14 protein-coding genes and 1 pseudogene are annotated in these 23,425 nt (G+C 56.4%); 12 read left to right on the top strand and 3 right to left on the bottom strand.

Going from position 1 to position 23,425, the window contains the following annotated elements; genetic code table 11:
- Positions 1–341: 341 nt before the first annotated feature.
- The 10 genes from H6973_17265 (at position 342) to H6973_17220 (ending at position 18,266) form a co-directional block, all read left to right on the top strand.
- Entirely contained in the window at positions 342–5,159 is a 4,818-nt protein-coding gene (locus H6973_17265; protein ID MCP5127324.1) for an NAD-glutamate dehydrogenase, read from the top strand.
- A gap of 881 nt (positions 5,160–6,040) precedes the next feature.
- Positions 6,041–6,598 (top strand): response regulator, encoded by a 558-nt coding sequence (locus H6973_17260; GenBank protein MCP5127323.1) that lies wholly within the window; start codon positions 6,041–6,043, stop codon positions 6,596–6,598.
- Between the two features lie 100 nt (positions 6,599–6,698).
- Entirely contained in the window at positions 6,699–7,064 is a 366-nt protein-coding gene (locus H6973_17255) for a response regulator (protein ID MCP5127322.1), read from the top strand.
- A 26-nt stretch (positions 7,065–7,090) separates the two neighbouring features.
- Positions 7,091–7,639, top strand: a complete 549-nt coding sequence (locus tag H6973_17250; GenBank protein MCP5127321.1) for a chemotaxis protein CheW — start codon at positions 7,091–7,093, stop codon at positions 7,637–7,639.
- A 78-nt stretch (positions 7,640–7,717) separates the two neighbouring features.
- Positions 7,718–8,998 carry an ABC transporter substrate-binding protein gene (locus H6973_17245; protein MCP5127320.1) on the top strand — a complete coding sequence of 427 codons (1,281 nt, stop codon included), beginning with the start codon at positions 7,718–7,720 and terminating at the stop codon, positions 8,996–8,998.
- 81 nt (positions 8,999–9,079) lie between these two features.
- A complete protein-coding gene (locus tag H6973_17240) occupies positions 9,080–10,873 on the top strand; it encodes a HAMP domain-containing protein (GenBank protein ID MCP5127319.1) in 1,794 nt (597 codons plus the stop codon).
- 75 nt (positions 10,874–10,948) lie between these two features.
- Positions 10,949–14,923 (top strand): response regulator, encoded by a 3,975-nt coding sequence (locus H6973_17235; protein ID MCP5127318.1) that lies wholly within the window; start codon positions 10,949–10,951, stop codon positions 14,921–14,923.
- On the top strand, positions 14,920–15,399 hold the full coding sequence (locus H6973_17230; GenBank protein ID MCP5127317.1) for a hypothetical protein: 480 nt from the start codon (positions 14,920–14,922) through the stop codon (positions 15,397–15,399). Before H6973_17235 ends, H6973_17230 begins: the two co-directional genes overlap by 4 nt.
- Positions 15,389–15,859: a hypothetical protein gene (locus tag H6973_17225; GenBank protein ID MCP5127316.1), complete on the top strand. Its 471-nt coding sequence runs from the start codon at positions 15,389–15,391 to the stop codon at positions 15,857–15,859. The genes H6973_17230 and H6973_17225 overlap by 11 nt, the downstream gene beginning before the upstream one ends.
- Positions 15,860–15,974: 115 nt before the next feature.
- A complete protein-coding gene (locus H6973_17220) occupies positions 15,975–18,266 on the top strand; it encodes a 2OG-Fe(II) oxygenase (GenBank protein ID MCP5127315.1) in 2,292 nt (763 codons plus the stop codon).
- Positions 18,267–18,485: 219 nt separating this feature from the next.
- Here H6973_17220 and H6973_17215 read toward each other — a convergent pair whose 3' ends face one another.
- Positions 18,486–19,601, bottom strand: a complete 1,116-nt coding sequence (locus tag H6973_17215; protein MCP5127314.1) for an ABC transporter substrate-binding protein — start codon at positions 19,599–19,601, stop codon at positions 18,486–18,488.
- A 787-nt stretch (positions 19,602–20,388) separates the two neighbouring features.
- Between H6973_17215 and H6973_17210 the strand changes: the two are divergent.
- A pseudogene (locus tag H6973_17210) lies at positions 20,389–21,172 on the top strand (IS1595 family transposase).
- Positions 21,173–21,229: 57 nt separating this feature from the next.
- Entirely contained in the window at positions 21,230–21,910 is a 681-nt protein-coding gene (locus H6973_17205; protein MCP5127313.1) for an IS6 family transposase, read from the top strand.
- Between the two features lie 769 nt (positions 21,911–22,679).
- Here the strand turns inward: H6973_17205 and H6973_17200 are convergent.
- Positions 22,680–23,009, bottom strand: a complete 330-nt coding sequence (locus H6973_17200) for a type II toxin-antitoxin system YafQ family toxin (GenBank protein MCP5127312.1) — start codon at positions 23,007–23,009, stop codon at positions 22,680–22,682.
- Positions 22,981–23,259, bottom strand: coding sequence for a type II toxin-antitoxin system RelB/DinJ family antitoxin (locus H6973_17195; GenBank protein ID MCP5127311.1), 279 nt, complete (start codon positions 23,257–23,259; stop codon positions 22,981–22,983). The genes H6973_17200 and H6973_17195 overlap by 29 nt, the downstream gene beginning before the upstream one ends.
- Positions 23,260–23,425: the final 166 nt, after the last annotated feature.

Below are 23,425 nucleotides of genomic sequence, written 5' to 3'. Positions count from 1 at the left end.
TGTCGCCTGATTTAAACTATGTAACATTATCAGAATGCAGCCGCTGTCGCCAGTTGCGGCAAAGTGGACCGTCGCAGCGGTCTGGACCGCTCACAGGGGTGGATTCAGCCGGAACGAGATCGCCTGAACGTAACTGTTCAACTCTCATCCCAGCCTTCACCTCCATTAACAATCATAAGAGCGACCCTTTACCCAGGTCTCCGTTGCAATGGCCATCGCAGTCTGTACTTTGTGACCAACGTTTGCAATCGCCTGAAAAGGTGATCTTGGGTCACAGTCAACAAACGCCTGCTATCCTGATTAGGATGATCTTCATCATCGGATGCCCCGGGAGAACCATAATGAATATCGAAGACCGCAAACTCGAACTGATTGAAAACGTCATCCATCAGGTGCGAACCCGCATGGCTGGCGAGCAAGTCGATGTTGTGGCGCGCTTTGTCGCGAACTACTACCAGCAGGTCGATCCTGATGACTTGGCGCAACGCTCGGTCGAAGATCTCTACGGCGCAGTGCTTTCCCACTGGCATTTTATCCAGCAACTGGGCGATGGCCTGCCCAAGCTGCGTGTTTATAACCCAAACGTCCCGGAACAAGGCTGGCAGTCGCCGCATACTATTATTGAAATCTTGAACGACGACATGCCGTTTCTGGTGGATTCGATCGTGCCCGAGATCAATCGCCAGGGCCTGACCCTGCATTTGATCATTCATCCCGTCATGCGCGTGGTGCGCGATGAAACCAGCCAATTGCTGGATGTCGCCGCCGATCGCCATGATTCGGTAGGCAAACTGGAATCCCTGATTCACCTGGAAGTGGACCGGCGCAGCGACGCAGCGGCACTGGAAGCCCTGCAATCCGGATTAGCGCGGGTGCTCGCCGATGTGCGCGCTGCGGTGGAAGATTGGCCGGCTATGCAGGCGCGTCTGGGCGAAGTACTGGCGGAGATTAACCGCAATCCGCCGCCCCAGGACGCCGCGCAAACCGCCGAGGATCGCGACTTTCTGCAATGGATCGCCAATAACCATTTCACCTTGCTCGGCTACCGGCAATATGACCTTGGGAAAGAGGGCGACACCGATGTGCTGCGGGTCACGCCGGATTCCGGGCTGGGCATCCTGCGCGGCGGCACTGACGCAGTATCCGGCAGCTTCGCCACCCTGCCGCCCGAGGTGCGCGCCCAGGCCCGCGAGCGAAAATTACTCATTCTGGCAAAAAGCAACGCTCGCGCCACCGTGCATCGGCAGGCTTATCTGGATTACATCGGCGTCAAGCGCTTTGATCACCAGGGTGAAGTGATCGGCGAACATCGCTTTCTGGGCCTGTTCACTTTTACCGCCTATAACGCCAGTCCGACCGACATTCCATTGCTGAGGCGCAAAGTGGGCCGGGTGATGGAGCGCACCGGATTTCTGCCCAACAGTCACGGTGCCAAGGCACTGGCGGTGTTACTGGAGCAATACCCGCGCGACGAGCTGTTTCAGATCGACGAGGAACAGCTTTACATGACCGCAATGGGCATCCTGCGACTGGGCGAGCGCCAGAAAACCCGGCTCTTCGTGCGGCGCGACCCCTACGGGCGCTTCTTCTCCTGTCTGATCTTCGTCCCGCGCGATCGCTACAACACCGAATTGCGCGAACGGATGCAGAGCGTGTTGATGGCGGCGTTCGCCGGAACCTCCGCCGAGTTTTCCGTGCAGCTCCTGGAATCGATGCTGGCGCGGGTGCTGATGATCATCCATACCCCGCCCGGTTCCGCGCCGGAATACGACGTGCGTGAACTGGAGCAGCGCCTGGCGGAAACCGCCCGACTTTGGGAGGATAAACTGGCGGAAGCACTGGTCGACCACTGTGGCGAGGAATTGGGCAACCAGCGGATGTTACGCTATGGTGAAGGATTTCCAGCAGCCTATCGGGAAACCGTCGGGGGGCGCGCTGCCGTCTATGACATTGATATGATGGAAACTTTGGAGTCCTGTGGCGGTATTGCAGTGAACCTGTATGTACTGCTGGAGGACCCGCCAGGCGCGTTGCGTTTCCGCATTTATCATGCGGAACGGCCAGTGAATCTGTCCGACAGCCTGCCCATGCTGGAGCACATGGGGGTACGGGTCATCGACGAACAGCCTTATTACATCGCCCGTCGCAATGCGCCGCCGGTGTGGATTCACGACTTCGGTCTGCGCCACGATCGCGGTGAATTGCCGATTGAACGCCTGCGCACGCTGTTTCACGAAGCGTTCCTGAAAATCTGGCGCGGTGAGGTGGAAAACGACAATTTCAACCGCCTGGTGTTAGTCGCCGGACTGGACTGGCGGCAAGTCAAAGTGCTGCGCGCCTATGGACAATATCTGCGGCAGATTGGCTTCACCTTCAGCCGTTCCTACGTGCAGGCCACGGTCGCCGCCCACCCCGCTATCGTGCGGGCGCTGATCGAACTCTTCGAAATCCGTTTCGATCCGAACCATGCCGGCGACCGAAGCGCCCATGAGGAAACTAAAGTCAAGGCGATTCTGGAAGCGCTGGATCAGGTGGAGAATATCGACGATGATCGCATCCTGCGGCAGTTCCTAGCTCTGATTCGCGCGACCTTGCGCACGAATTACTATCGGCGCGAAGAGGGTGCGGATTTGAAGCATTACCTGTCCTTTAAGTTTGATCCCAAACAGGTGCCTGGTCTGCCGGAGCCGCGCCCGATGTTCGAGATTTTCGTATTTTCGCCGCGCATCGAAGGCGTCCATCTGCGCGGTGGCCATGTGGCGCGCGGCGGCTTGCGCTGGTCCGACCGCATGGAGGATTTCCGCACCGAAGTCCTGGGCCTGGTCAAGGCGCAGGTCGTTAAGAACGCCGTCATCGTGCCGACCGGTTCCAAGGGCGGTTTCGTGGTCAAGCGTCCGCCGCCGCCCGGCGATCGTGACGCGCTGTTGCGGGAAGGCATCGCCTGTTACCAGACCTATTTGCGCGGGTTGCTGGATATTACCGACAATCTGGTAGCCGGGCAGGTCGCGCCTCCGCCCAATGTGGTGCGCCATGACGAGGACGATGCCTATCTGGTGGTCGCGGCGGACAAGGGCACAGCGACCTTCTCTGATACCGCGAACGCCATAGCGCGGGAATACAGCTTCTGGCTGGACGACGCTTTTGCTTCCGGCGGCTCCGCTGGGTACGACCACAAGAAAATGGGCATCACCGCGCGCGGCGCTTGGGAGTCGGTCAAGCGCCATTTCCGCGAACTGGGCCTGGATACCCAGACCCAGGATTTCACTGTGGCCGGCATTGGCGATATGTCCGGCGACGTGTTTGGCAACGGGATGCTGCGTTCCCGCCATATCCGGCTGATCGCGGCGTTCGATCACCGCCATATCTTTATCGACCCGAACCCGGATCCTGAAATCAGTTTCATTGAACGTGAACGGATGTTTGCCCTGCCACGTTCATCCTGGGCGGATTACGACGGGAAACTGCTGTCCAAAGGCGGCGGCGTGTGGCCGCGCAGCGCCAAGTCGATCACTTTATCGAAGGAAGCGCAGCGGGCTATCGGCGTTGACTTCCCCACCCTGACCAGTGAGGCGCTGATCCGGGCCATTCTGAAAGCCCCAGTGGATTTGCTGTACAACGGCGGCATCGGCACGTATGTCAAGGCAACTGACGAGAGTCACGCCGACGCCGGCGATCGCGCCAATGACGCGATTCGCGTCAACGGCGTGGAGTTGCGCTGCCGGGTGGTGGGCGAAGGTGGCAATCTGGGCTTGACTCAGAATGGGCGCATCGAATTCGCCCGAGCCGGCGGGCGCATCTACACCGACGCCATTGACAATTCGGCGGGTGTGGACTGCTCGGATCACGAGGTCAACATCAAGATTCTGCTGAATGTCGTAGAGGCCGATGGCGAATTGACCCGGAAACAGCGCGATCAATTGCTGGCGGCTATGACCGACGAAGTAGCGACCCTGGTGTTGCACGACAATATTCAGCAAACGCAGATTCTCAGTGTGATGGTGGCTCGCAGCGCGAGCTTGCTGGACGAGCAGACGCGCTATATGCGGCATCTGGAAAAGACCGGTCGGCTGAACCGGGCGCTGGAATTCCTGCCGGACGATGAAGAACTGGCTGAGCGGCGCGCGGCGGGACAAGGGCTGACCCTGCCGGAGCTGTCGGTGCTGCTGGCCTACAGCAAACTCGATCTTTACGATGCAGTCGTGGCTTCCGACGCCCCGGAAGATCCGCTGGTGGGCGCAGTATTGGAAAGCTATTTCCCAACTCTGGTTCGTGAACGCTTTCCGGCGGTGATTGCGCGGCATCCTCTGCGGCGGGAAATCATCGCCACCTGCGTCATCAATGAAATGATTAACCGAGTAGGCAGCACGTTCGCCTTCCGCTTGGCTGAGGAAACCGGCGCCACTGCTGGACAGGTGCTGAAAGCCTATGTAGTGACCCGCGACGCCTATCGCCTTGCGGAGCTGTGGCAGGATATTGAAGCGCTGGACACGTCCGTACCCGCGGCGATTCAGAATGCGTTGTTCGCCGAAATCATCCGCCTGGCGGCGCGCAGTGTGCGCTGGTTCCTGCGCCGGCCGAACTATCTCAATGATCTGGCGTCAACCGTCACGTTGTTTAGTGACGCCATCACCGGTCTGTCAGCAACGCTTGATCGGTTGTTCCAGGACGCTGAGCGCGGCGCTTTTGACGACGCGGCGACCGATTATGTGCAAGCCGGCGCGCCGGAGCCGCTGGCCCGGCGGGTGGTCAGTTTGCTGCCGCTTTATTCGGCGCTGGACATCGCCGAGATTGCCCGGCACGCTGACCGGCGGGTTGAAGAGGTGGCGTCCATTTATTTTGAACTGGTCAGCCAACTTGATCTGCTGTGGCTCAGTCAACAGATTCGCCAACTGCCTATTGAAAGCCATTGGCAGATGCTGGCGCGCGACGCCTTGCGCGATGATCTGTCGGGCATCGTCGCCGAGTTGACTACGGGGGTATTTGCTGAATGTCCACCGGGTTATGGTGCGGGAACGCTGATTTCAGCATGGGAAACCGCGCATCACACCCAGTTCGAGCGTTACACCCAGGTCGTGGCCGAGTTGCGGCAAAGCGGCGGTCTCGATATGCCCATGGTGTCGGTGGCCTTGCGCGAACTACGCGGTTTGACGCGCGGGTGAGTACGGTCAATTAATAATAGTTCTCATTGTGTTATCATCTCCAACCGTTCTCCCGCTTGCGGGAGAACGGTAATGGCTGCAATAGAACGAGATTTTTATCACCCTTCCGCGTCGGCTGATTTAAGGTGACGACCACACGACGAAATCGGAAGCGTTTTACCGGTGCGTGCGGTGATTTCGAGGGATCGCAATAAATTAGCCAAAAAGGTCCGAATTATTGGTTCTTCGATGGATAAGCATTCACCTCCCCCCTTTGAAAAAGGGGGGTCGGGGGGGATTCCGCACGGGCGCTGGGGCCAGAATCTCCCCTAGCCCCCCTTTGCCAAAAGGGAGGACTGAACGGTCACTTCGATGATTCTTATGGAATTGATGTCGCAGCCGGTAGGTCGGGTACAGGATTTGCCCGACATGCGCGTTCCTACTCGCCCTTGGTCACTTCGCAATTTTTTCTTACTCTTCTATCTTGCATTGAAACTTCTGGCAACTATAGTCAATGCTTATTGACGCCATTACAAGCTCCCAGCCACACCAAACGGGAGTCTCTTAGCGCCTGTGTTCCAAGCTAAAATTTTTCCATAATTCCAACAATGCCTTTAAAATAATAACGAATAGAAGATGGAAAGAGGAGGAGTGGGGATTTTATGAGCGAGAAGAAACCCTTTAGCGTTGCCTTGATCGGAATTCCCGAAAACGAGCGAAATGTCTTGAGAAATATCTTCAAGCTCTCTCTTTATCGCCCCCACACCTATTCTTTCGCTACTGCTGGCGAGCCGATCCAAATTTTGATGGTCGACGCGGAAAACCCCGAAGCTATAGCGGAATGGCGGTCTTTTAAACTATCTTCAACCGACGGAAATCTGTCGGCCCCGCTCGTGTCCGTCATGGTCACCAAAGATCAGGCGCCTAGCGAACAATCCTACTCCATTCGCCGGCCTTTCGTAGCCACCCGCGTACTGACAGTGCTGGATCAGGTCGCTGGCCAACTGATCACTGCCTCCACTCACGCTCAGGAACGCATCATCGGCACAGAAACTCCGGCGGCTGATGAACAACCGCCTGCCGACGCTCCGCTTTTCACGGCGCTCGTGGTGGATGACAGCAGCACGGTCAGAAAACAGGTTGAGTTGGAATTGAAGCTGCTTGGCATCCGGACTGACACCGCTGAATCCGGTGAAGACGCATTCGAACTCTTGGCGCAACAAGACTATGACATCATCTTCCTGGATGTCGTGTTGCCCGGAATCGACGGTTACCAGATCTGCAAGACGATTAAACGAAACAAAGCCAGGAAGAAGACGCCGATCATCATGCTGACCAGCAAGTCATCGCCTTTCGATCGCGTTAAGGGCGCATTGGCGGGTTGCGACACTTATCTAACCAAGCCCGCCAAACAAAACGCTTTTCAAAAAGTGGTCAAGAAGTATTTGAAATCCCCTTAAAATCCCAGACATCCCGTTTTTTGGATAATCGCTGAAACAGTCTGTGTCAAATATGAAAGCGTGTGTTTTAATTGATTAAATCAAATTAAAGGAGGTTTCCATGCCGGTACGAAAAGTCTTGGTTGTTGATGATTCCCCAACTGATCTGGCGAACATCAAAAGCATCCTCAGCGAGGCAGGCTGCGCCATAGTCACCGCCACTAATGGTAAAGAAGCCATTGAAAAAGCTAAGGCGGAAAAACCTGATCTGATTTTTATGGACATCATCATGCCTGACATGGACGGATACGCCGCTTGTCGTTCGCTCGGCAACGAATCCGAAACCAAGAGCATTCCAGTGATCTTCGTAACCAGCAAAAATCAGAAAGCTGACCGTTTGTGGGCGCAGATGCAAGGCGGCAAGGGCTACATCACCAAGCCTTACGTTGCAGACGCCATCACCGATCAGTTGAAAGCATTCTCCTAAGTGGCTTTAGTCGGCTGGAACCCCTGATGAACAATGACAAAGCTGGCCAAATGCCCCGGCGCTGGCTGGAGCCCAGCGCGGCGCTCAATCGCTTCAAACCGCCTCCCGGCATTGTCGGCGGTCTCGACCGAGTCGAAAGCCGGCGCGCGCGCTACGGTTTCCGAATCGGCGATATTGGCTTGCTGATCGATCAAGACACCACCAGCGAAGTGCTGGAGCGCTGGGTGGTTTATCCGCTGCCCAACGCGCCTCCCTGGTTTTCGGGGCTGATCAACCTGCGTGGCAACCTGGCGCCGGTATTCGATGTGAAACAGCTTTTGCAACTGGAAGAAGGCGCGCGAGAAAAGCGCTGGCTGCTGGTCCTGGATCGAGGCGAGCGCGCAGTGGGCCTGTTTGTTGATGGCCTGCCCCGGCCAGCGATCACCCGTCAAGCGCTTTCCCGGCTGCCGCCACTACCCACGGCGCTGCGGCCTCATGTCGCCAGAGGCTATGCGCAGGACGAGCAAATCTGGCTGGAGTTTGATCATCAAAGCTTCTTTAGGGCATTAGGCGGGCAAGCCGCTGGAATCACCTGATGCCGGCAACGTTAAACTGGAGTGGTTGCTGCCGGCAACAAACCAGGATAGAAGGAACCTAAAAAGAGGTATCGCAGCATGTGTATAAGAAATCGTTCTATCGTCGGCATGAGCAGAGCGGTAAGCTGGCGAAAATGGCGAAGCAGCGTCGTACTCGGACTACTACTGGGTCTATGTGCAATCGCGCCCTGGAGTTGGGCCGCAGCGCCTGGCGTTACCAACGACACTCTCCGCATCGGCGCTACCCTCCCTCTGGAGGGCGATTTCGAAGTGTACGGTCAGGCAATGAAACGCGGTATGGAAGCGGCGTTGGCTGGCCAAAGCGTGCAGAAACACCGTATCGAATTCGTCGCCGTCAACGATTTTTACAATCCTCCCGAAACGATCAAAGCTGCCCAACAATTGATTGAGCAAGGCGTGTTTGCGATGGTCAACAGCTTCGGCTCACCCACCACCAAGGCGGTGCTACCGTTGCTGGCTGAGCATAAAGTGCCGGCATTCGGCTTTTACACCGGCGCCGCCTTCACCGGACCTGGCGATGTGCTGAATTTCCGGGCCAGTTACGCCACCGAAGTAGAGCGCGTAGTGGAAGCGGCTTTGGCGGCGGGCGTCAAACCGACCGAAGTATGCGCCTACGCCCAGAACGACGCCTATGGCATGGCCGGTGTTCAGGGGGTTCGCAACGCCTTGGCGAAGCAACCAGGTACCGAAGAGATTGTCGCCAAGATTGATCAAGTCCTGAACATGCCGGGGGATAACCCTGAGCGCAATAATATCGGTCCGGTCGGGGTTTATACGCGCGATACGGTCAGCGCGCGGCCTGGCTATCTTTCGTTGAAAAAATGGGAAACCGGCGCCGGTAACCGCTGCCGGCTGGTAGCCACGACGGCGGTTTACAACCCAGCGGCTACCTTCATTGGATATGCCGCCGATCTTAAAGATGAAAACTGGATCTTCAGCTCACCCTCGCCAGCGGCAGGCAAGCCGTTAGCGGTTCTTCTGCGGGGATACAAAATTCGCAACAAGGTGATCGCTACCCAGATCGTGCCAGCGCTCGATGCGCCCTTGCCTGTAGTTAAAGAAGCGCATCAGGCGTTAGGCGACAATCTGGATTACACGTCATTGGAAAGCTACATCGTCGGCAAATTGTTTGTCACCATCCTGCAAGCAATCGACGGCCCACTGACTCGGGAAAACTTCCTTAAGGCGGCGCGCCGCCAGCCCTACGACATTGGCGGTATTCGAGTGGATTTCACCAATGACAATCAAGGTTCCGATTTTGTGCTGCTGACCTTGTTGCAAGACGACGCTTTTAGAGTGATCGAGCCGAGCGATGTTAAAAAGCTGTTGAGCCGATAAACCTTTATATCCATCCATGAAATGCAAACGAGTGTTTCAATTCATGGAGCTTGCTAACTCATTTTATGAGGAAAAATAATCATGGGCGGCCAAAAAATCAATGCTCGCTTGACTTTTACAATTATCGTACAGCTTGTCATCCTGGTGGGAATCGGACTAACCGCTTATGTTGGTATGAATCGATTGAACAACAATGTATCAAATTTCAATCAATCCCTGACTACCCAAGCCGATCTGGTGCGATTAGGTGAAATCCTGCGTAATGACGTGCTGTCACTGGTGAACAGCGTGGCTCGCGGCACCAGCAACTGGGAGCAGGGAACCACCCTCTTACCCGCAGCAAAAGCGCAGTTCGAGAAAAGCTGGCAAGAGCTTCTCAGCACTTTGAGCGCGAGCCAACAAGAGCGCCTGCAAAGCGCCTACCAAGCAGGCCTCGCCAGCATCAACGATGCCTTTACCGAACTGGAAGACTTGTTTGCCGGTCGGGATCGAGCTCGTTTGAACCTCTTCGTCAGCAACGACCTCGATGCGCTACTCAATCCCTTCTTCAAAGCCCTGCAAACCAACATTGCCGAAAATAAGGCGCTCTCCGAACAGAACCTGGAAACGGCGCAAAATACCAGCAATACCTTTGCAGTATTGATCGCAGTGATCGGTTTGCTCGGCATCGCTATTTCCTTCAGTCTGGGTAGCGCCACTTATCACGCCATCGTCAACCCCATTAACCAGATAACTGCGACCGTGCAGCAGGTGGGCGCAGGCAACTATGCTGCGCGAACTGGCTTGACCGGCTCTGACGAATTGTCGGAACTGGGTCAGGCCTTCGACCAGGTGTTAAACGAGCGAGTCAACGCCCTGGTGCAGGCAGAACACGAAAACGAACAGCTCAATGACTCGATTATCAATCTGTTGCAAGCCGTGTCCCAACTCAGTCAGAGAGACCTGACCGTTAAAGTACCGGTGACCGAGGACGTGACCGGACCGGTGGCGGACGCCCTAAATCTGCTTACCAACGAAACTGCTATCGTACTGCAGGGCGTAACCCACATCTCCGAACAAGTGGCGACGGCATCCGAAAAAGTTAAGACCCAGTCCGATACGGTTATCGCCGTGGCCGAAAACGAGCGCCAAGCGGTGGAGCAAACCGCTGCTGATTTGGCCGCCGCGGCTGAAACCATGAAGCAGATTGCTCAACTGGCGCAGGAGTGTAACAGCACTGCTGAAACCACGATCAAGACCACTCAATCGGCGCTGCAGACAGTGACCAATACCGTCAGCGGCATCAATAGCACCCGCGACACCATTCGTGAAACCGAAAAACGCATTAAGCGGTTAGGCGAGCGTTCCCAAGAAATCAGCGGCGTGGTGAACCTGATTAACACGATTGCTGAGCGCACCCACATTCTCGCGCTGAACGCCAGTATGCACGCAGCATCAGCCGGTGAGGCTGGTCGCGGCTTTGCTGTGGTAGCCGACGAAGTGCAAAGATTGGCCGAAAACGCCCGCGAGGCGACGTCGCAAATCGCCACCTTGGTCAGCAATATCCAGATCGAGACGGCAGACACGGTGAACGCTATGAACGCGGCGATCAGCCAAGTGGTCGATGGCAGCCGACTGGCCGAACAAGCCGGCGAACAAATGCAGCACACTCAGCAAACCACAACCGAGTTGGTGGCCTCCGTGCAGCAAATCGCCTCGCGCTCGCAAGAGCAGGCGCGGGTCAGCAATGAACTGCTTGGCCGCGCTGAGCAGATTCAAGCCAGCACGCAACAAACCAGCCAACAGCTGCTGGAGCAGACCGTGCAGACCACGAATCTCGTCGAATACGCTAAAAATCTGTTGAGCTCCGTTCGTGTGTTCCGGTTACCGACCTGACGGTGGGTTCGTGTCCGTCGCCGCTAATAGAGCCGCCGCCAGATTGCTGCTGCTTGCGAGAGGGGTTTAACACTGATGCAGGTATCGGAAGAAAGCATTGCAGCGTTGGAAGCCGAGGTTGCTGAAGCGCTCGGTATTCTGGAAAGCCTGCCTGCGGAAAACGACAGCGCTGATCAGGAGCAAGTCCGCGCAGTCATTCGCCGTTATATCGGACAGGTAGAGCGTATCAGTGTAGCGGCCAGTGAAGCCGGTTTGCTGGGCTTGCAGGATACCTGTTTACTCTTTCAGGAAAATCTGACAGTGCTGGACGCCAATGCTCGAAACCTCAGCGACGCCGAACGCGAACGATTGGAGGAGTGGCCGACGCTGGTGATCGGTTATCTTATGGCTCCCGACGATCCGCAGGCCAGCGAAGCTTTGCTCGATCACTTGCAAAGTCCGGTTTGGAGCATGCCGCTGGCAGTGGCGGAAGCGGATGTGTTGCGCGATTTATTGACGCCAACTCTTCCTCCTCCCCTGCCAACTTTTCCTGACGAAAATAAGGAAAGGAGGGACATCGACAGCGCCCCACCGGTCCTCGCCCCTTCTACAGCAGAAGCCGCCCCGGACCTCTCGGCTGACACTATTGAGGAAACTGCGGCGCTGGATGCTGCCGTCAACCTCGTTACCGAAGAACCGGCGGCAACGGAAACCGCCACCCTGGACCTCCCAGCTGACGCTGTTGCTGAAGAACCGGCGGCAACGGAAACCGCCGCACTGGACCTCCCGATTGACGCTGTTGAGGAAACAACGGCGCTGGATGCTGCTGTTAACTTCGTTGCTGAAAAGCCGACGGCTATGCCGCCACCGGTTGCAGCCGATCTGGATACTCTCGTCGAAAAGGTTGAAGAAACAGCGCTCGATGTCACAACGGAACAGGCGAGAGAAGAAGCCTCTGTATTGCTCCCCCTGGAGCCGTTTGAAGCTGCGTCAGAGATCATTGGGCAGGAATCGGCGTCTTCAAGCGTAACCGTTTATGGCATCGAGCCAGCCGCTGCTATAGAAGAGCAGGCGTCGGAACGCCCAATTGTAACCGCCAGTGGCATGGAACCAACGACTGCCACAAGCCGCTCGGACTCAGCAGCGGACGCGGAAAGCCAAGAACCTGACAACGCGATCACGCCCTTCACGCCCAACGCCGCTCAGCAAGAACTTCTGGAAATTCTGTGCGCGGAAATTGTGCAGATGGCCGAAGTCAGCGATGAAATGCTCACGATAGCTACAGCCGCTGACAGCACCGGCGAAACCCGCAGCGAGGCTCTATCCGGCTATGCCGAATACCTGGAGCGGCTGGGAGAAGCCTCGGCTTCCATCAATTTAACCGGTCTGCAACAAGCCTGTATTCACCTATACGCCAACTTGCTCGAACTGGCGACTCAAGATGATCCATTGCGCCCAGAACAACGCGATGTCGTCGAAACCTGGCCGGCGCTGACCCTGGGTTACCTGCAAGCGCTGAACGATCGCTCGAAGTGTGAAGCGCTCACGCAATGCTTGCAAGACGCCCGCTGGCCGCAGCCATTGACAGCCGCCGACGCGGCAGCGCTGACCGACTTGCTGTTCGCGCCAGAGCTGACGACGGAGGAAGCGGAGGCGGAAGTCCGGCCCCAACAGGCCCAACCCGATGATATATCGCTGGATCTGCCTGCCGATGTCAATCAGGATTTGTTGGATGGTCTGTTGCAAGAACTGCCGCACCAGGCGGCTGACTTTTCCGCCGCGATCCAACGCCTGGCGGCTGGCGACGGCCAACCGACCGACGTGGAAGTAGCGCGGCGCATCGCCCATACTTTGAAAGGCGCGGGCAATACCGTTGGCGTGCGCGGCATCGCCACGCTGACCCATCACATGGAAGATATCCTGCAAGCGCTGGCCAAGCAGGGCGTGCTGCCCAACCGGCCCCTGGCCGACATGCTGCTCAACGCCGCCGACTGTCTGGAAACCATGAGCGAAGCGCTGTTAGGCATGAGTGAACCGCCACCGCAGGCGCTGGTCGTGCTGCAAGCCGTGTTGGACTGGGCCAACCGCATTGACCGCTTCGGGGTGCCGGTCGGCGACGAAATCCCGCCGCCGCCAGCGGTGACGCCCGAGTCCGTCACCGCTGCGCCGCTGCTGGAAACCGCCGCCGCTCCGTTGGAAACCGCTGCGCCCTCGCCGCCTGAAGCAGCGGCTGCGCCCCCGTCCGCTGCTGCAACTCCTGAAACGGTCTTACGGGTTTCCGCCTATTTAGTGGACAACCTGCTGCGCCTGGTGGGCGAAAGCATCATCCTGACCGGCCAGCTTCAAGAGCGGATCCGCAAAACCATTACCCAAACCCGGACGGTGGCGATGCAGAACCGGTTGTTGCAAAACCTGACCGCCGAACTGGAGCAACTGGCCGATATCCGCAATGTGTCCTCACCGCTGTCCAAATCAATACAGCGCAGTGGTTTCGACCCTTTGGAGCTGGAGCAGTACAACGAGATTAACACCGTTACCCACCGCCTGGTCGAGGCCGCCGCCGACGCCCGCGAAATGAACCGGGCTGTCGAAGACAACTTGGTGTTGCTGGACTCGCTGCTAGTGGATCAAGCGCGCCTGCACCGGGACAGCCAGGAAGCGGTGCTGCGCACGCGGATGGTGCCGATTCAAACCATCGTCCCCCGCCTGCAACGCACCGTGCGGCAAACCTGCCGATTGGTGGACAAGGAAGCAGAACTGGTGGTGCGCGGCGCTGACACGCCGATGGACAGCAATGTACTGAACGATATGGTGGACCCGCTGATGCATATCCTGCGCAATGCGGTAGACCACGGCATCGAATCGCCCCCTCAGCGCCAACGTCTGGGCAAACCGCAAAACGGGCGCATCGAACTGCGTTTCATGCGTGAAGGCGACAATATCGTCATCCATTGCCGGGACGACGGCGCTGGTCTGGATCTGCCAGCGATTCGCCGAACCGCGGAAGAGCGCGGCTTGATCGCTTCTGATAAGCCGCTAGAGCCGGATGAGCTGGCCCGGCTGATTCTGCTGCCAGGCTTCTCGACCCGCGATACGGCTACTCAAACCTCAGGGCGCGGCATCGGCATGGATATGGTCTATAGCCGGCTACTGGAGATGAAAGGGTCGCTGCGTTTACAAACCGAAGCTGGCAAGGGCTGCCTCATGGAATTGCGATTGCCCGTCACGCTGATCTCCACGCACGCTTTGCTGCTGCGCGTGCGCGAACACATCTACGCCCTTTCCGATCGTGGCGTTGAGCAGATTCTGTACTCGGGAGCAGGTCAGGTCCAAACTCTGGGCAATGCGACCACCTACCGGCTGGGTAACGACGTTCACGAATTCACGTCCCTGGAGACCTTACTCAACCTACCCGAAGACCCGCGTCAACACAGCCGCAATGCGCCGCCAGTGCTGCTAGTGAGGGAAGAAACCGGCAGTCTCCGCGCCGTGTTGGTGCAGGAAGTCCTGGACAGCCGCGACTTGGTGGTCAAGAACATGGGCCAGTACATTCCTCAGCTCCCTGGCATCATCGGCGCCACGATTCTTGGCGACGGCAGCGTGGCTCCGGTGCTGGATTTGCCTGAACTACTGCGCACGCGAACGATCGGCCAGCAGTGGCCAGCGGCGGTTCAACCGGCGTTGGCCACTGCATCCGTGCCCCAACGCCGGATTGTGCTGGCGGTCGACGATTCGTTGAGCGCCCGCCGCTCGTTGGCGCAATTCGTGCGCGACGCTGGCTTTGAGGTGCGCACCGCACGCGACGGCCTGGAAGCGATTGAAATCATCAATAGCAAGCGTCCGGATCTGGTATTAGCCGATTTGGAGATGCCGCGCATGAACGGCCTGGAGTTGACTGCGCATCTGCGGGCTAACCAAGCAACAAGCGCTCTACCGGTCATCATGATTACCTCGCGCTCCACCGCTAAACACCGGCATGAAGCCGAAGCGGCAGGCGTTGACATGTATTTGACCAAGCCGTTCATGGAAGACGATTTGCTTGAGCAAATTCACCGATTGCTGCGCGCATGAACCGGCCTGCTCCAACCATGCTGGTCGAACTGCGCGCAATGCGGCTGTTTGCCAGGCTCACTTTGGATGGCTACCAGTGGCTATTGCCGCAAACCGAGATTCATTCTCTGGAGTCGTTGCTGGATATCGACCCGGACGTGCGAGCGCCACACAGTATCGGCGCTATCGGACTGGGCGGCGAATGGTGGCCTGTATACTGTCTGTCTGGCGAGTTGCAACGGCTACGGCAAATACCGGACAGTCGGCGAACCTGCACTCTGCTGGATAATCGCGCCGACCGCTTCGGCCTGGTTTGCGATCAGGTCGAGACGCTGGCCGAAGCGCCGCGTCTGCTGGAATTGCCTGCCTGCATGAAGCTACCGGATTCGCCTATTCAGGCGCTGGCACTGATAGATGGCGAACTGGGCTGCGTAACCACGACTGAGCATCTGGCGGCGTTGCTGGCCGCACTCACGGAGAGCGGCGGTGGCCACTGAGAACCCTGAACAGAGCGCGGCTTGGATGTTGGCCTTGGACGATCAACTGCGCGCCGCAGTCGGCGAACGCGAACTGATCCATCTGATCGAGACACCCACCCTGCTGGAAACGCCATTGAGTCCGTATTATTGCCGGCAGGTGGTGCTGTGGAACCATCTTCTGCTGCCGGCTCTGGATCTATCCGCCTGGCTTTGGGGGCGACCCCAAACCGATCATAACTGGAAGCTGGCGGGCGTCGTCGCTTATCAAACAGCGCCGGGCGCCGCGCCGGACTACGGCGCCCTGTTGCTTATGGGCGTTCCGCGACGCCTGCGTGTCGCCGATACTCAGGCATGTCCTTTGCCGAAACACCCAAGCGGCTGGCGCGAGCTAGCCCTGTCCTGTTTCCGCCAAGGCGAAAACGCCATCCCCATTTTGGATTTGCCGCATCTCTTCACCGGCGGCTTGTTGGCCTGTTGATAGTGCGTCGATAGCGCGCGTTGTCTAAGCAATGTCAGTTATTCATTAATTAAATATCTTACCCGCGAATCGGCTGAATGCGGTATTTTTCATACCATCTCAAAGGACAGCGCCAATGTCATTCATTGCGATCGAACTAGCCAAGGCGCTCAGCGCAGTTGATCGTCCCGGCGATTTCTGCATCAACGGCGTTGTTGATATGTATGTGCCTCAATTGGAGGTCGAAGGCATCGGACCGATTGCCTTGCCGCTTCTCCCGGTGCAAGCTCAGCAACTCATCGCAGTTGCCGAACAGGCCCCCTATGGTCGCGGCGCGGAAACCCTGATCGACACCCGCGTGCGCCGCACCTGGCAGATTGACGCGGAAAAAATTCACCTCAAGGGCAAGTACTGGTCAAAAACCCTGGAAGATATTGTGTCACGCGCTGCCGCCAGCCTTGGCGTAACTGCACCGGTCGTCGCTGAACTCTATAAAATGCTGGTGTACGACCAGGACAGCTTCTTCGTCAGTCATCGCGACACCGAAAAAGCTCCCGGTATGTTCGCTACGCTCATCATTGTTCTGCCCTCGACTTATACCGGCGGTGAGTTGCTGATTCGCCATCGCGACCAGGAACGGGAATGCGATCTGCGCAGCGACGACCCTGCCGAGATCACGTTCGCCGCCTTCTACGCCGACTGCGTTCACGAAATCCGCCCCATCACCTCCGGTTGCCGACTGACGTTGGTCTATAACCTGTTGCGCCAAGGCAAGGGTCCCCTGCCGAAACCGCCGGACTATGAGACCGAACAGGCGCTGGTCGCAAATCTGTTGCAGCAATGGAACGCCGCCCCCGATGCCCCCGACGATGACTCCCCGGACAAGCTGATCTACCCTCTGGAACATGCCTATACGCCGGCGGAACTCTTCTTCGACGCACTGAAAGGGGCTGATGGCGCCGTGGCCGACCTGCTCATCGCCGGGGCCGCGCAGGCCGATTGCGACCTGCACCTGACGCTGATAACCATTGAGGAAAGTGGCGAAGCCATTGAAACCGGTTATTATGGACGCCGCCGCTGGTCGAGAGACGACGAGGACGAGGACGATTTTGAAATCGGTGAGATCTACGACCGGAGCGCCTTTCTTTCGCATTGGCAACGACCGGATAACCAACCCAGTGACTTTGGGCGATTTCCTTTTGGCGAAGAAGAGCTGTGCCCGCCTGGATCTCTCGACAACCTCGAACCGGACGAAGTTCATTTTCAGGAAGCCACCGGTAACGAAGGCGCATCTTTTGAACGCACTTATCACCGCGCGGCTTTTGTACTCTGGCCGCGCCAGCGACGCCTGGCCGTACTCAATCAAGCCGGTTTGTCCATGACCCTGCCCTGCCTGAGAGAAATGGTGGATGACTGGAAGCAAGGCGGCCAGGATCCGGCCTCTCCACTCTGGAGCCAGGCGCATGAGCTGTCCGGACTCATGCTGAATACCTGGCCCAGATCAATGGGTTGGCGTTCCAACTCAGTCGCCGAATCGGCCCAAATACTCGATCTGTTGACCGAGTTGCGCGACATTCCCCGCATCGAAGCCTTCCTAACTGATATCAGCGCTGAAGGCGTTTACAGCAAAGGCGATAACGAGGCGCTGATACGCGCCGTTGATCTGCTCCCTGCACCGCGCGCGGCTGAACTTATTGAACATATCATTGCCGGAAACACCCGTCAGGCGCTGGGCGCCTGCGGCGACTTGCTGGTGCGTTACGCCGAAGTTTTACAGAAAACCGGCGGCCAGGCTGACCTGCTCCCTGCCGCCACTCTGCTGTTTGAAGCCCTGCCGGGCGATCCGGTTCGCATCCCTGAAACGGAAAAGACCTGGAGCTACTACCGGTCTAAAGTGGAATCCCGGTCGGTCGCTGATGTCATGATTGCGCTGGCGATGATCGATGCCGAACTGGCCAACCGTGCTGTTGATTATCTTCTGGCCTGGCCCGAAACTTATGGACTGGACGCGATTCTGATTCCTGCGCTGTTGACCTTGGTTGAGCGTCCGGAAAGTCGGGACAGCGCCGCCATTCAACGCCTGCGCACAGCCTGCCTCAACCATCTCAAGGCGCGCATTGCTGAACCGCTGGCCCCGCCCAGCGACTGGGCGCGACCCAGCCAAGTCGCCTGTCAATGCGCCCATTGCCGGGAACTCAGTCTGTTCCTGGCCGATCCCCAGCGGGAATCCTGGGCGCTCAAGGCCGTGGAAGCCACGCGCAGTCATGTGGAAAATTCGATCCGGAGTAACCATTGTGATTTGGACTACATGACTCAAAAAGTGAGCCGCCCTTACAGCCTGATCTGCGCCAAAAACCGGGCCAGTTACGAAAGGCGGGTCCAGCAGCGCGATAAAGACTTAATGGACATGGCGAAAATTGACAGGTAGGAGCCTGCTTGCAGGCAATTTTGACGAACCCCACTAATAATTCGGAGTCCTTGGTGAATCCTGCTCTTCCTGAAACGAGGTCGGCGCCAGAATTTCAAGATGGGGTTGCGTTGCGCCCGAGCGGCATGCACTTAGGCGCTTTCTGCCCCCAACCCTTGCAGTTCGCGAGTCCAACCCCTTATGGCTTGGCTGGCCGGCGATCGAGGCTCCATTGCAGCCTTACTGTTGAAATATCTTAGCCAGTTGTTGGGGCGTGGTGCTCTTGAATTCTCCACCGTCGAGATAGGCGAGTTGCACGAAATCGGAGCCCTGGTTATTGTTAGTGAAATCCAGCTTCAAACCGTCTAAATCGAAGGTCCGGCCGCGCGCCGCTTTAAGGAAATTCTCGCGGGTGATATCGCCGTTGATATCGCGCGCGATGGCTAAAAACATCTTGCCAACGATGAATCCTTCCAATGATACATAACTCAATTGATCCCCAAGAGCTTTACGGGCTTCTTCCACAATGGGCAGGGATGAATCCAAGCCAGGCACGACGTTCGTCAGAATGATCTTATCGGTTACTTTGTAATCCTTCACGGCTGATAATAAGTTGTCGGCACCGGTAAAAGAGACTGCGCTAAAAATCCAATTGTCACCTTTATAACGCGAATAACCGATAAAAGAAGCAATCGAAGCATAAGTACCTACCGTCACTACAAATTTACAATTTGTACCCGCCGTCTGTTCCCACTGTTTTAGTGACAGATAACCCTCTCTCACACTGGTCGCATTACGCAAGTAAACACCCACCGGCCCAATCCCATTACGAGCGGGCTCCTCCCCTTTCATGGCAAGAATGTGATCGAGTTTGCTGATGACTCCGGCCATGTCGGGTTGTTTCGCGAGCGCTGCCTTAATGCCCAACACGCCGGCCATACCATAGGCATCGTTTTGGACAAAGGCGCAAATCTCTTGGGGCTTCACGCCTGCGGAAAGGGCCGTCTGAATCGCGTAGGCGATTTCCTGAATGTAGCTGGCACGAAAGTTAACAATATCGCCAACTCCGGGCCGCAAGAGATCGGCGCCGGTGAAAAATCCAACGGCAGGCACTTTGTGCTCGGCTAGAAGGGGAAGCGCAACTTTCGCCGTAGGAGTGCCCACGCTGCCCAACATGAGGAATATTCCCTGATCAATGAGCTGGTTGGTAGCCTTGATCGTCTCTGTGGAAGTATAAAAATCGTTGAGTGCAGTAAATTCAATCGCACGGCCTTGGACTTTCTCTCTCTTGAGCGCGGCTTCGATACCCACTTTCATGCCTAAGCCGAGTCCTTTGGAGTCGCCCTTCAAATCCATCACCCCACCAAGTTGTATGGCGGCACCGGTCACTCCAGTTTCCTCTGCCAAGGCTGGAACGGTACTCGCCGCTGTTAAACTGGCAATAAGCAGCAAAGATGACCGTACCGTCGCCAACCGGTTATTTTTTAAGTTTTTTAGCCATTGATTGAATATAGACACAGCTACTTCCTCTCTTTAAGTCATGCTTAATAGTGTTAAGCCGATGTTCGGCTTTTCAAACGAGAGATCTGATCGCATGGGTCACCGGTTCACAAAAATGCACAGGTGTGCGCCAAAGCTTCTCACGCCATCTTTAGCAAGCTTCGAGCCAATAAAAAATTTTTAATCAAGAAATTGAATTTAAGGCATTATTTTTTAAGTGGGTACCTGAGAAAAGAGTTAATTACAATTTTTTTTGTTAAAAACCAAGTGGCATTTTTGTCTCTTAATTAACGAATTCAAAAAGATATGCTGAAATCAACTAAAGTTGTTAATTCACAATGTTCATTGTGAACAATTGTCAGTCTTTCCAGGAGCAGGGGTATTTATTCAACGCCTTCTGGGTGCCCGCTCCGGCTTAACTCTTTCACCGGATTTTTCGAGATTATCAATAGACCTATTCCGAAATATGCAACATAAAGTGAGTTATTTCTTTTTTTTCATAGTCTTGTATCTTTGTATAAATATAATACTATTAACTTTAGGCTCAATATGGATTCCAGGCTGTTGAAGATGGCTCGCCCTGCCAAGGGACAGGAACTACACTGAAGGGGTTTTAAACTGCCGCGCTCCAGGTCTCCCGCCGATGATCAACCTTCAGAATCTACTGGATGATGTCCGGTGTTACGAAACGGTCCGCCAACTGCGCTGGCCCGATGGGGTTCGCTGCCCCCATTGTGGGGCGGCGAACGTGACGAAGCAGGGTCACGACACGACCCAACCGGCGCGACAGAAATATCGGTGTGCCGGGTGCCATCGCTCTTTTGACGATCTAACCGGGACGGTGTTGGCCGGCCACCACCCGCCGTTACGAATTTGGATATTATGTTTATATTTTATGGGCTTGAACTTGTCTAATGCCCAGATTGCCCAAGAGTTGGCGTTGAATCCGGAGACGTGCAGCGGATGACCGAGCAACTGCGCCAAGGTATCGTCGCCCGCCAACCCGAACCCACCTTGGCGGGGGAAGTGGAATGCGACGAGGTCTATATGGTGGCCGGGCATAAAGGGCATCCGGACGCGGTGAAAAAAAAGGCCGCCGCGGGCGGCGTCGCCGGCTGAAGGGGGCACGGGGTCGAGGCACCCTGGAGCAGGAAAAGCCGCCGATTCTCGGCATGATTGAGCGCGGCGGCGCGGTGGTCGTCCGGATGCTGGATAATGTCCAGCAAGCGACCATCCAACCGCTCCTTCAGACTTTCATCGCCCCGGGAACCCGGGTGTATACCGATGAATATGCAATCTATAACCCATTGAAGGATTGGGGCTTTGATCATCATACGGTGTGTCACAGCCGGGGTGAATACGCCCGCGACGACGATGGCGATGGCTTCCATGAGATTCATGTTAATACCGCGGTTCTGTTGCGTTAGCTGATAGGGTCGGATTTCGGTAAGCTACACGGCCCCTGTCCTGACTTGAGAACCCGCATGATCGATTTTAGAGGCCACCGCTTTGAACGAGACATCATCCTAACGAGTGTCCGTTGGTACCTCGCCTATCCGTTGAGCTATCGGAACCTGGAAGAGATGCTGGCGGAGCGGGGTGTCGACGTGGATCATTCCAGCGTCTACCGCTGGGTCCAGAAGTTTACGCCGCAGTTGGAAGCGGCTTTCCGCAAAGGACAAAAGCGCCCGGTGGGCACAAGTTGGCGGATGGATGAGACCTACATTAAGGTCAAAGGCCAGTGGAAGTACCTCTACCGCGCGGTTGATCGAGACGGCCAGACGATCGACTTCCTGTTCACGGCGCATCGCGATAAGAAAGCCGCCCTGCGCTTTCTCAAAAAGGCGATACGGCAGCACGGTCTTCCGGACAAAGTCACGATCGATAAGAGTGGCGCTAACACCGCTGCCCTGGATGCACTCCAGGAGGAGACGGGCGCCGCCATTGAGATTCGCCAAAACAAGTACTTAAATAATTTAGTGGAACAAGATCATCGCGCCGTTAAACGGATCGTCCGCCCCATGCTGGGGTTCAAAGGCTTTCATTCTGCTCGGACCACCCTGCGGGGCATCGAACTCCTGCACATGATCAAGAAGGGCCAAATGATCATGGCCGAAGGGACGAATCTCTCCGCCGCAGGACAATTTTATTCACTGGCTGCCTAATAACCTGCAAGGGTTACCCAATCGTGCTCGAAAAAAATTAACGCAACAGAACCATAAAATGCATGACATCGTGATTGGCCTGTTTATTAATCGATATGAATTCGGGATTTTAGTATAAAAACCATGTCTGGAACACTACCTTTTCCTTCAGGGAAGCGGTTTATCCGGAGTAGATACGGGTACCCAGGTTCGGTTTTTATATCATCATTTTTATAATCACAAAAACAAAACATAACACGTAATAATGTTATTTATTACGAAATAGAACACGTCCATTCACTCCTGATAATACGCCAAATCAGGAATTTTGCGGCTTTTAGTAATCCAATTAACATCACACGGACCCCCAGGACAGAAGAAGCCTTCCTTGATCGACAACCGCTACGCACTCCACACCGCAAGTCGAGGGTCGCGCCCGGCGCACCCAGAAGCGCACGAAATTCCGAATGGTGGCCTGCGGGTGCGGATCCCGCCTTCATCACGCACGATGGGCGGATGCAGACCTGTGCAGCGCGCCGAGAACAAGTGCAATCTGAAAGATACACCCGCTATGCCACCGAAGCACAGCCACCCGCAACCATCGCGTGCGCGCAATGCGGTCAACGGGTCAGCGCCCCACGCCGCACTCGGATGTATTGCTCCCGTGCCTGTCAGCAGAAAGCCTACCGGGAACGGTGCCAGGCATCGCAATTTCCCCGAAGGCCAAGGTCATCATAAACAGTAAAGATTAAAAAGAAAAAACGCCTCTCCGATAAACGATCAGATGTCGCTACTCAAACAGATCGGCATGCGTACCGGCGCGGACAAACACCAGTAAACCCGGCTTCGTAGGGTCATTCAGCTTGTACAGGAGTAAAAAATCGCCACCGATGTGACATTCGCGATGCCCTTCCCAGTCCCCTATCAAGGGATGATCCCGCCATTCCGGTCCCAGCGGAGCCTCGTTAGCAATCAGCAAGAGCATGGCTTCCTTGAGCCGATGGAGGTCATACCGGCCGGATCGCCCCAAGCGCTCCCAATCCTTGAGAAACGCTTTGGTGTAATCCGTGGCCCGAGGCAGCGTGGCACGTTTACTCGCCGCAGTTCTTTTCGAGGTCATCGAACAGGGCTTTGGCCGTCACAAAGCGTGCCTGACGGGTGCGGGCGATCGTGTCGGCTTCCGCCATCGCGGCCCGGGTTTGGGCGTTTGGCGCCTTGAGTGTGAACGGTAATTGTTGTTCCGCCACGACCTGCGTGAGGAAAACCCGCACGGCGTCGGACACGGACAAGCCCATGGCCGCCAGGGTTTCAGCCGCCTGCGCTTTGAGGTGAGGGTCCACGCGAACGTGAACCATGGTGCTCGCTGTCATGTCATCCTCCGGGTTTGGAAACGAGATACATCGTATCTCACTCGCTCAAAACGAACAAGCGGTGACGGGTCGGCTCCTCACCACCTATCAGTTCATAAAGACGCCAAGTTCACTGGTCAGAAAGCGGTATTCACTGCTTGAGTTGCCGTTGTATGAAAGCGACCCA

The sequence above is a fragment of the Gammaproteobacteria bacterium genome, from assembly GCA_024235095.1.
Lineage (GTDB): Bacteria > Pseudomonadota > Gammaproteobacteria > Competibacterales > Competibacteraceae > UBA2383.
Note: the sequence above shows the minus strand (reverse complement) of the source record. Positions and strands in the feature narration are given on the sequence as shown.

Bases quoted from the DNA above. Each gene is read 5' to 3' on its own strand.
- H6973_17230 (MCP5127317.1), top strand. From the start codon at position 14,920: ATGAACCGGCCTGCTCCAACCATGCTGGTCGAACTGCGCGCAATGCGG.
- H6973_17255 (MCP5127322.1), top strand. From the start codon at position 6,699: ATGCCGGTACGAAAAGTCTTGGTTGTTGATGATTCCCCAACTGATCTG.
- H6973_17265 (MCP5127324.1), top strand. From the start codon at position 342: ATGAATATCGAAGACCGCAAACTCGAACTGATTGAAAACGTCATCCAT.
- H6973_17250 (MCP5127321.1), top strand. From the start codon at position 7,091: ATGAACAATGACAAAGCTGGCCAAATGCCCCGGCGCTGGCTGGAGCCC.
- H6973_17215 (MCP5127314.1), bottom strand. From the start codon at position 19,601: ATGGATTTGAAGGGCGACTCCAAAGGACTCGGCTTAGGCATGAAAGTG.
- H6973_17235 (MCP5127318.1), top strand. From the start codon at position 10,949: ATGCAGGTATCGGAAGAAAGCATTGCAGCGTTGGAAGCCGAGGTTGCT.
- H6973_17260 (MCP5127323.1), top strand. From the start codon at position 6,041: ATGGTCACCAAAGATCAGGCGCCTAGCGAACAATCCTACTCCATTCGC.
- H6973_17205 (MCP5127313.1), top strand. From the start codon at position 21,230: ATGATCGATTTTAGAGGCCACCGCTTTGAACGAGACATCATCCTAACG.
- H6973_17240 (MCP5127319.1), top strand. From the start codon at position 9,080: ATGGGCGGCCAAAAAATCAATGCTCGCTTGACTTTTACAATTATCGTA.
- H6973_17220 (MCP5127315.1), top strand. From the start codon at position 15,975: ATGTCATTCATTGCGATCGAACTAGCCAAGGCGCTCAGCGCAGTTGAT.
- H6973_17195 (MCP5127311.1), bottom strand. From the start codon at position 23,259: ATGACAGCGAGCACCATGGTTCACGTTCGCGTGGACCCTCACCTCAAA.
- H6973_17200 (MCP5127312.1), bottom strand. From the start codon at position 23,009: ATGACCTCGAAAAGAACTGCGGCGAGTAAACGTGCCACGCTGCCTCGG.
- H6973_17245 (MCP5127320.1), top strand. From the start codon at position 7,718: ATGTGTATAAGAAATCGTTCTATCGTCGGCATGAGCAGAGCGGTAAGC.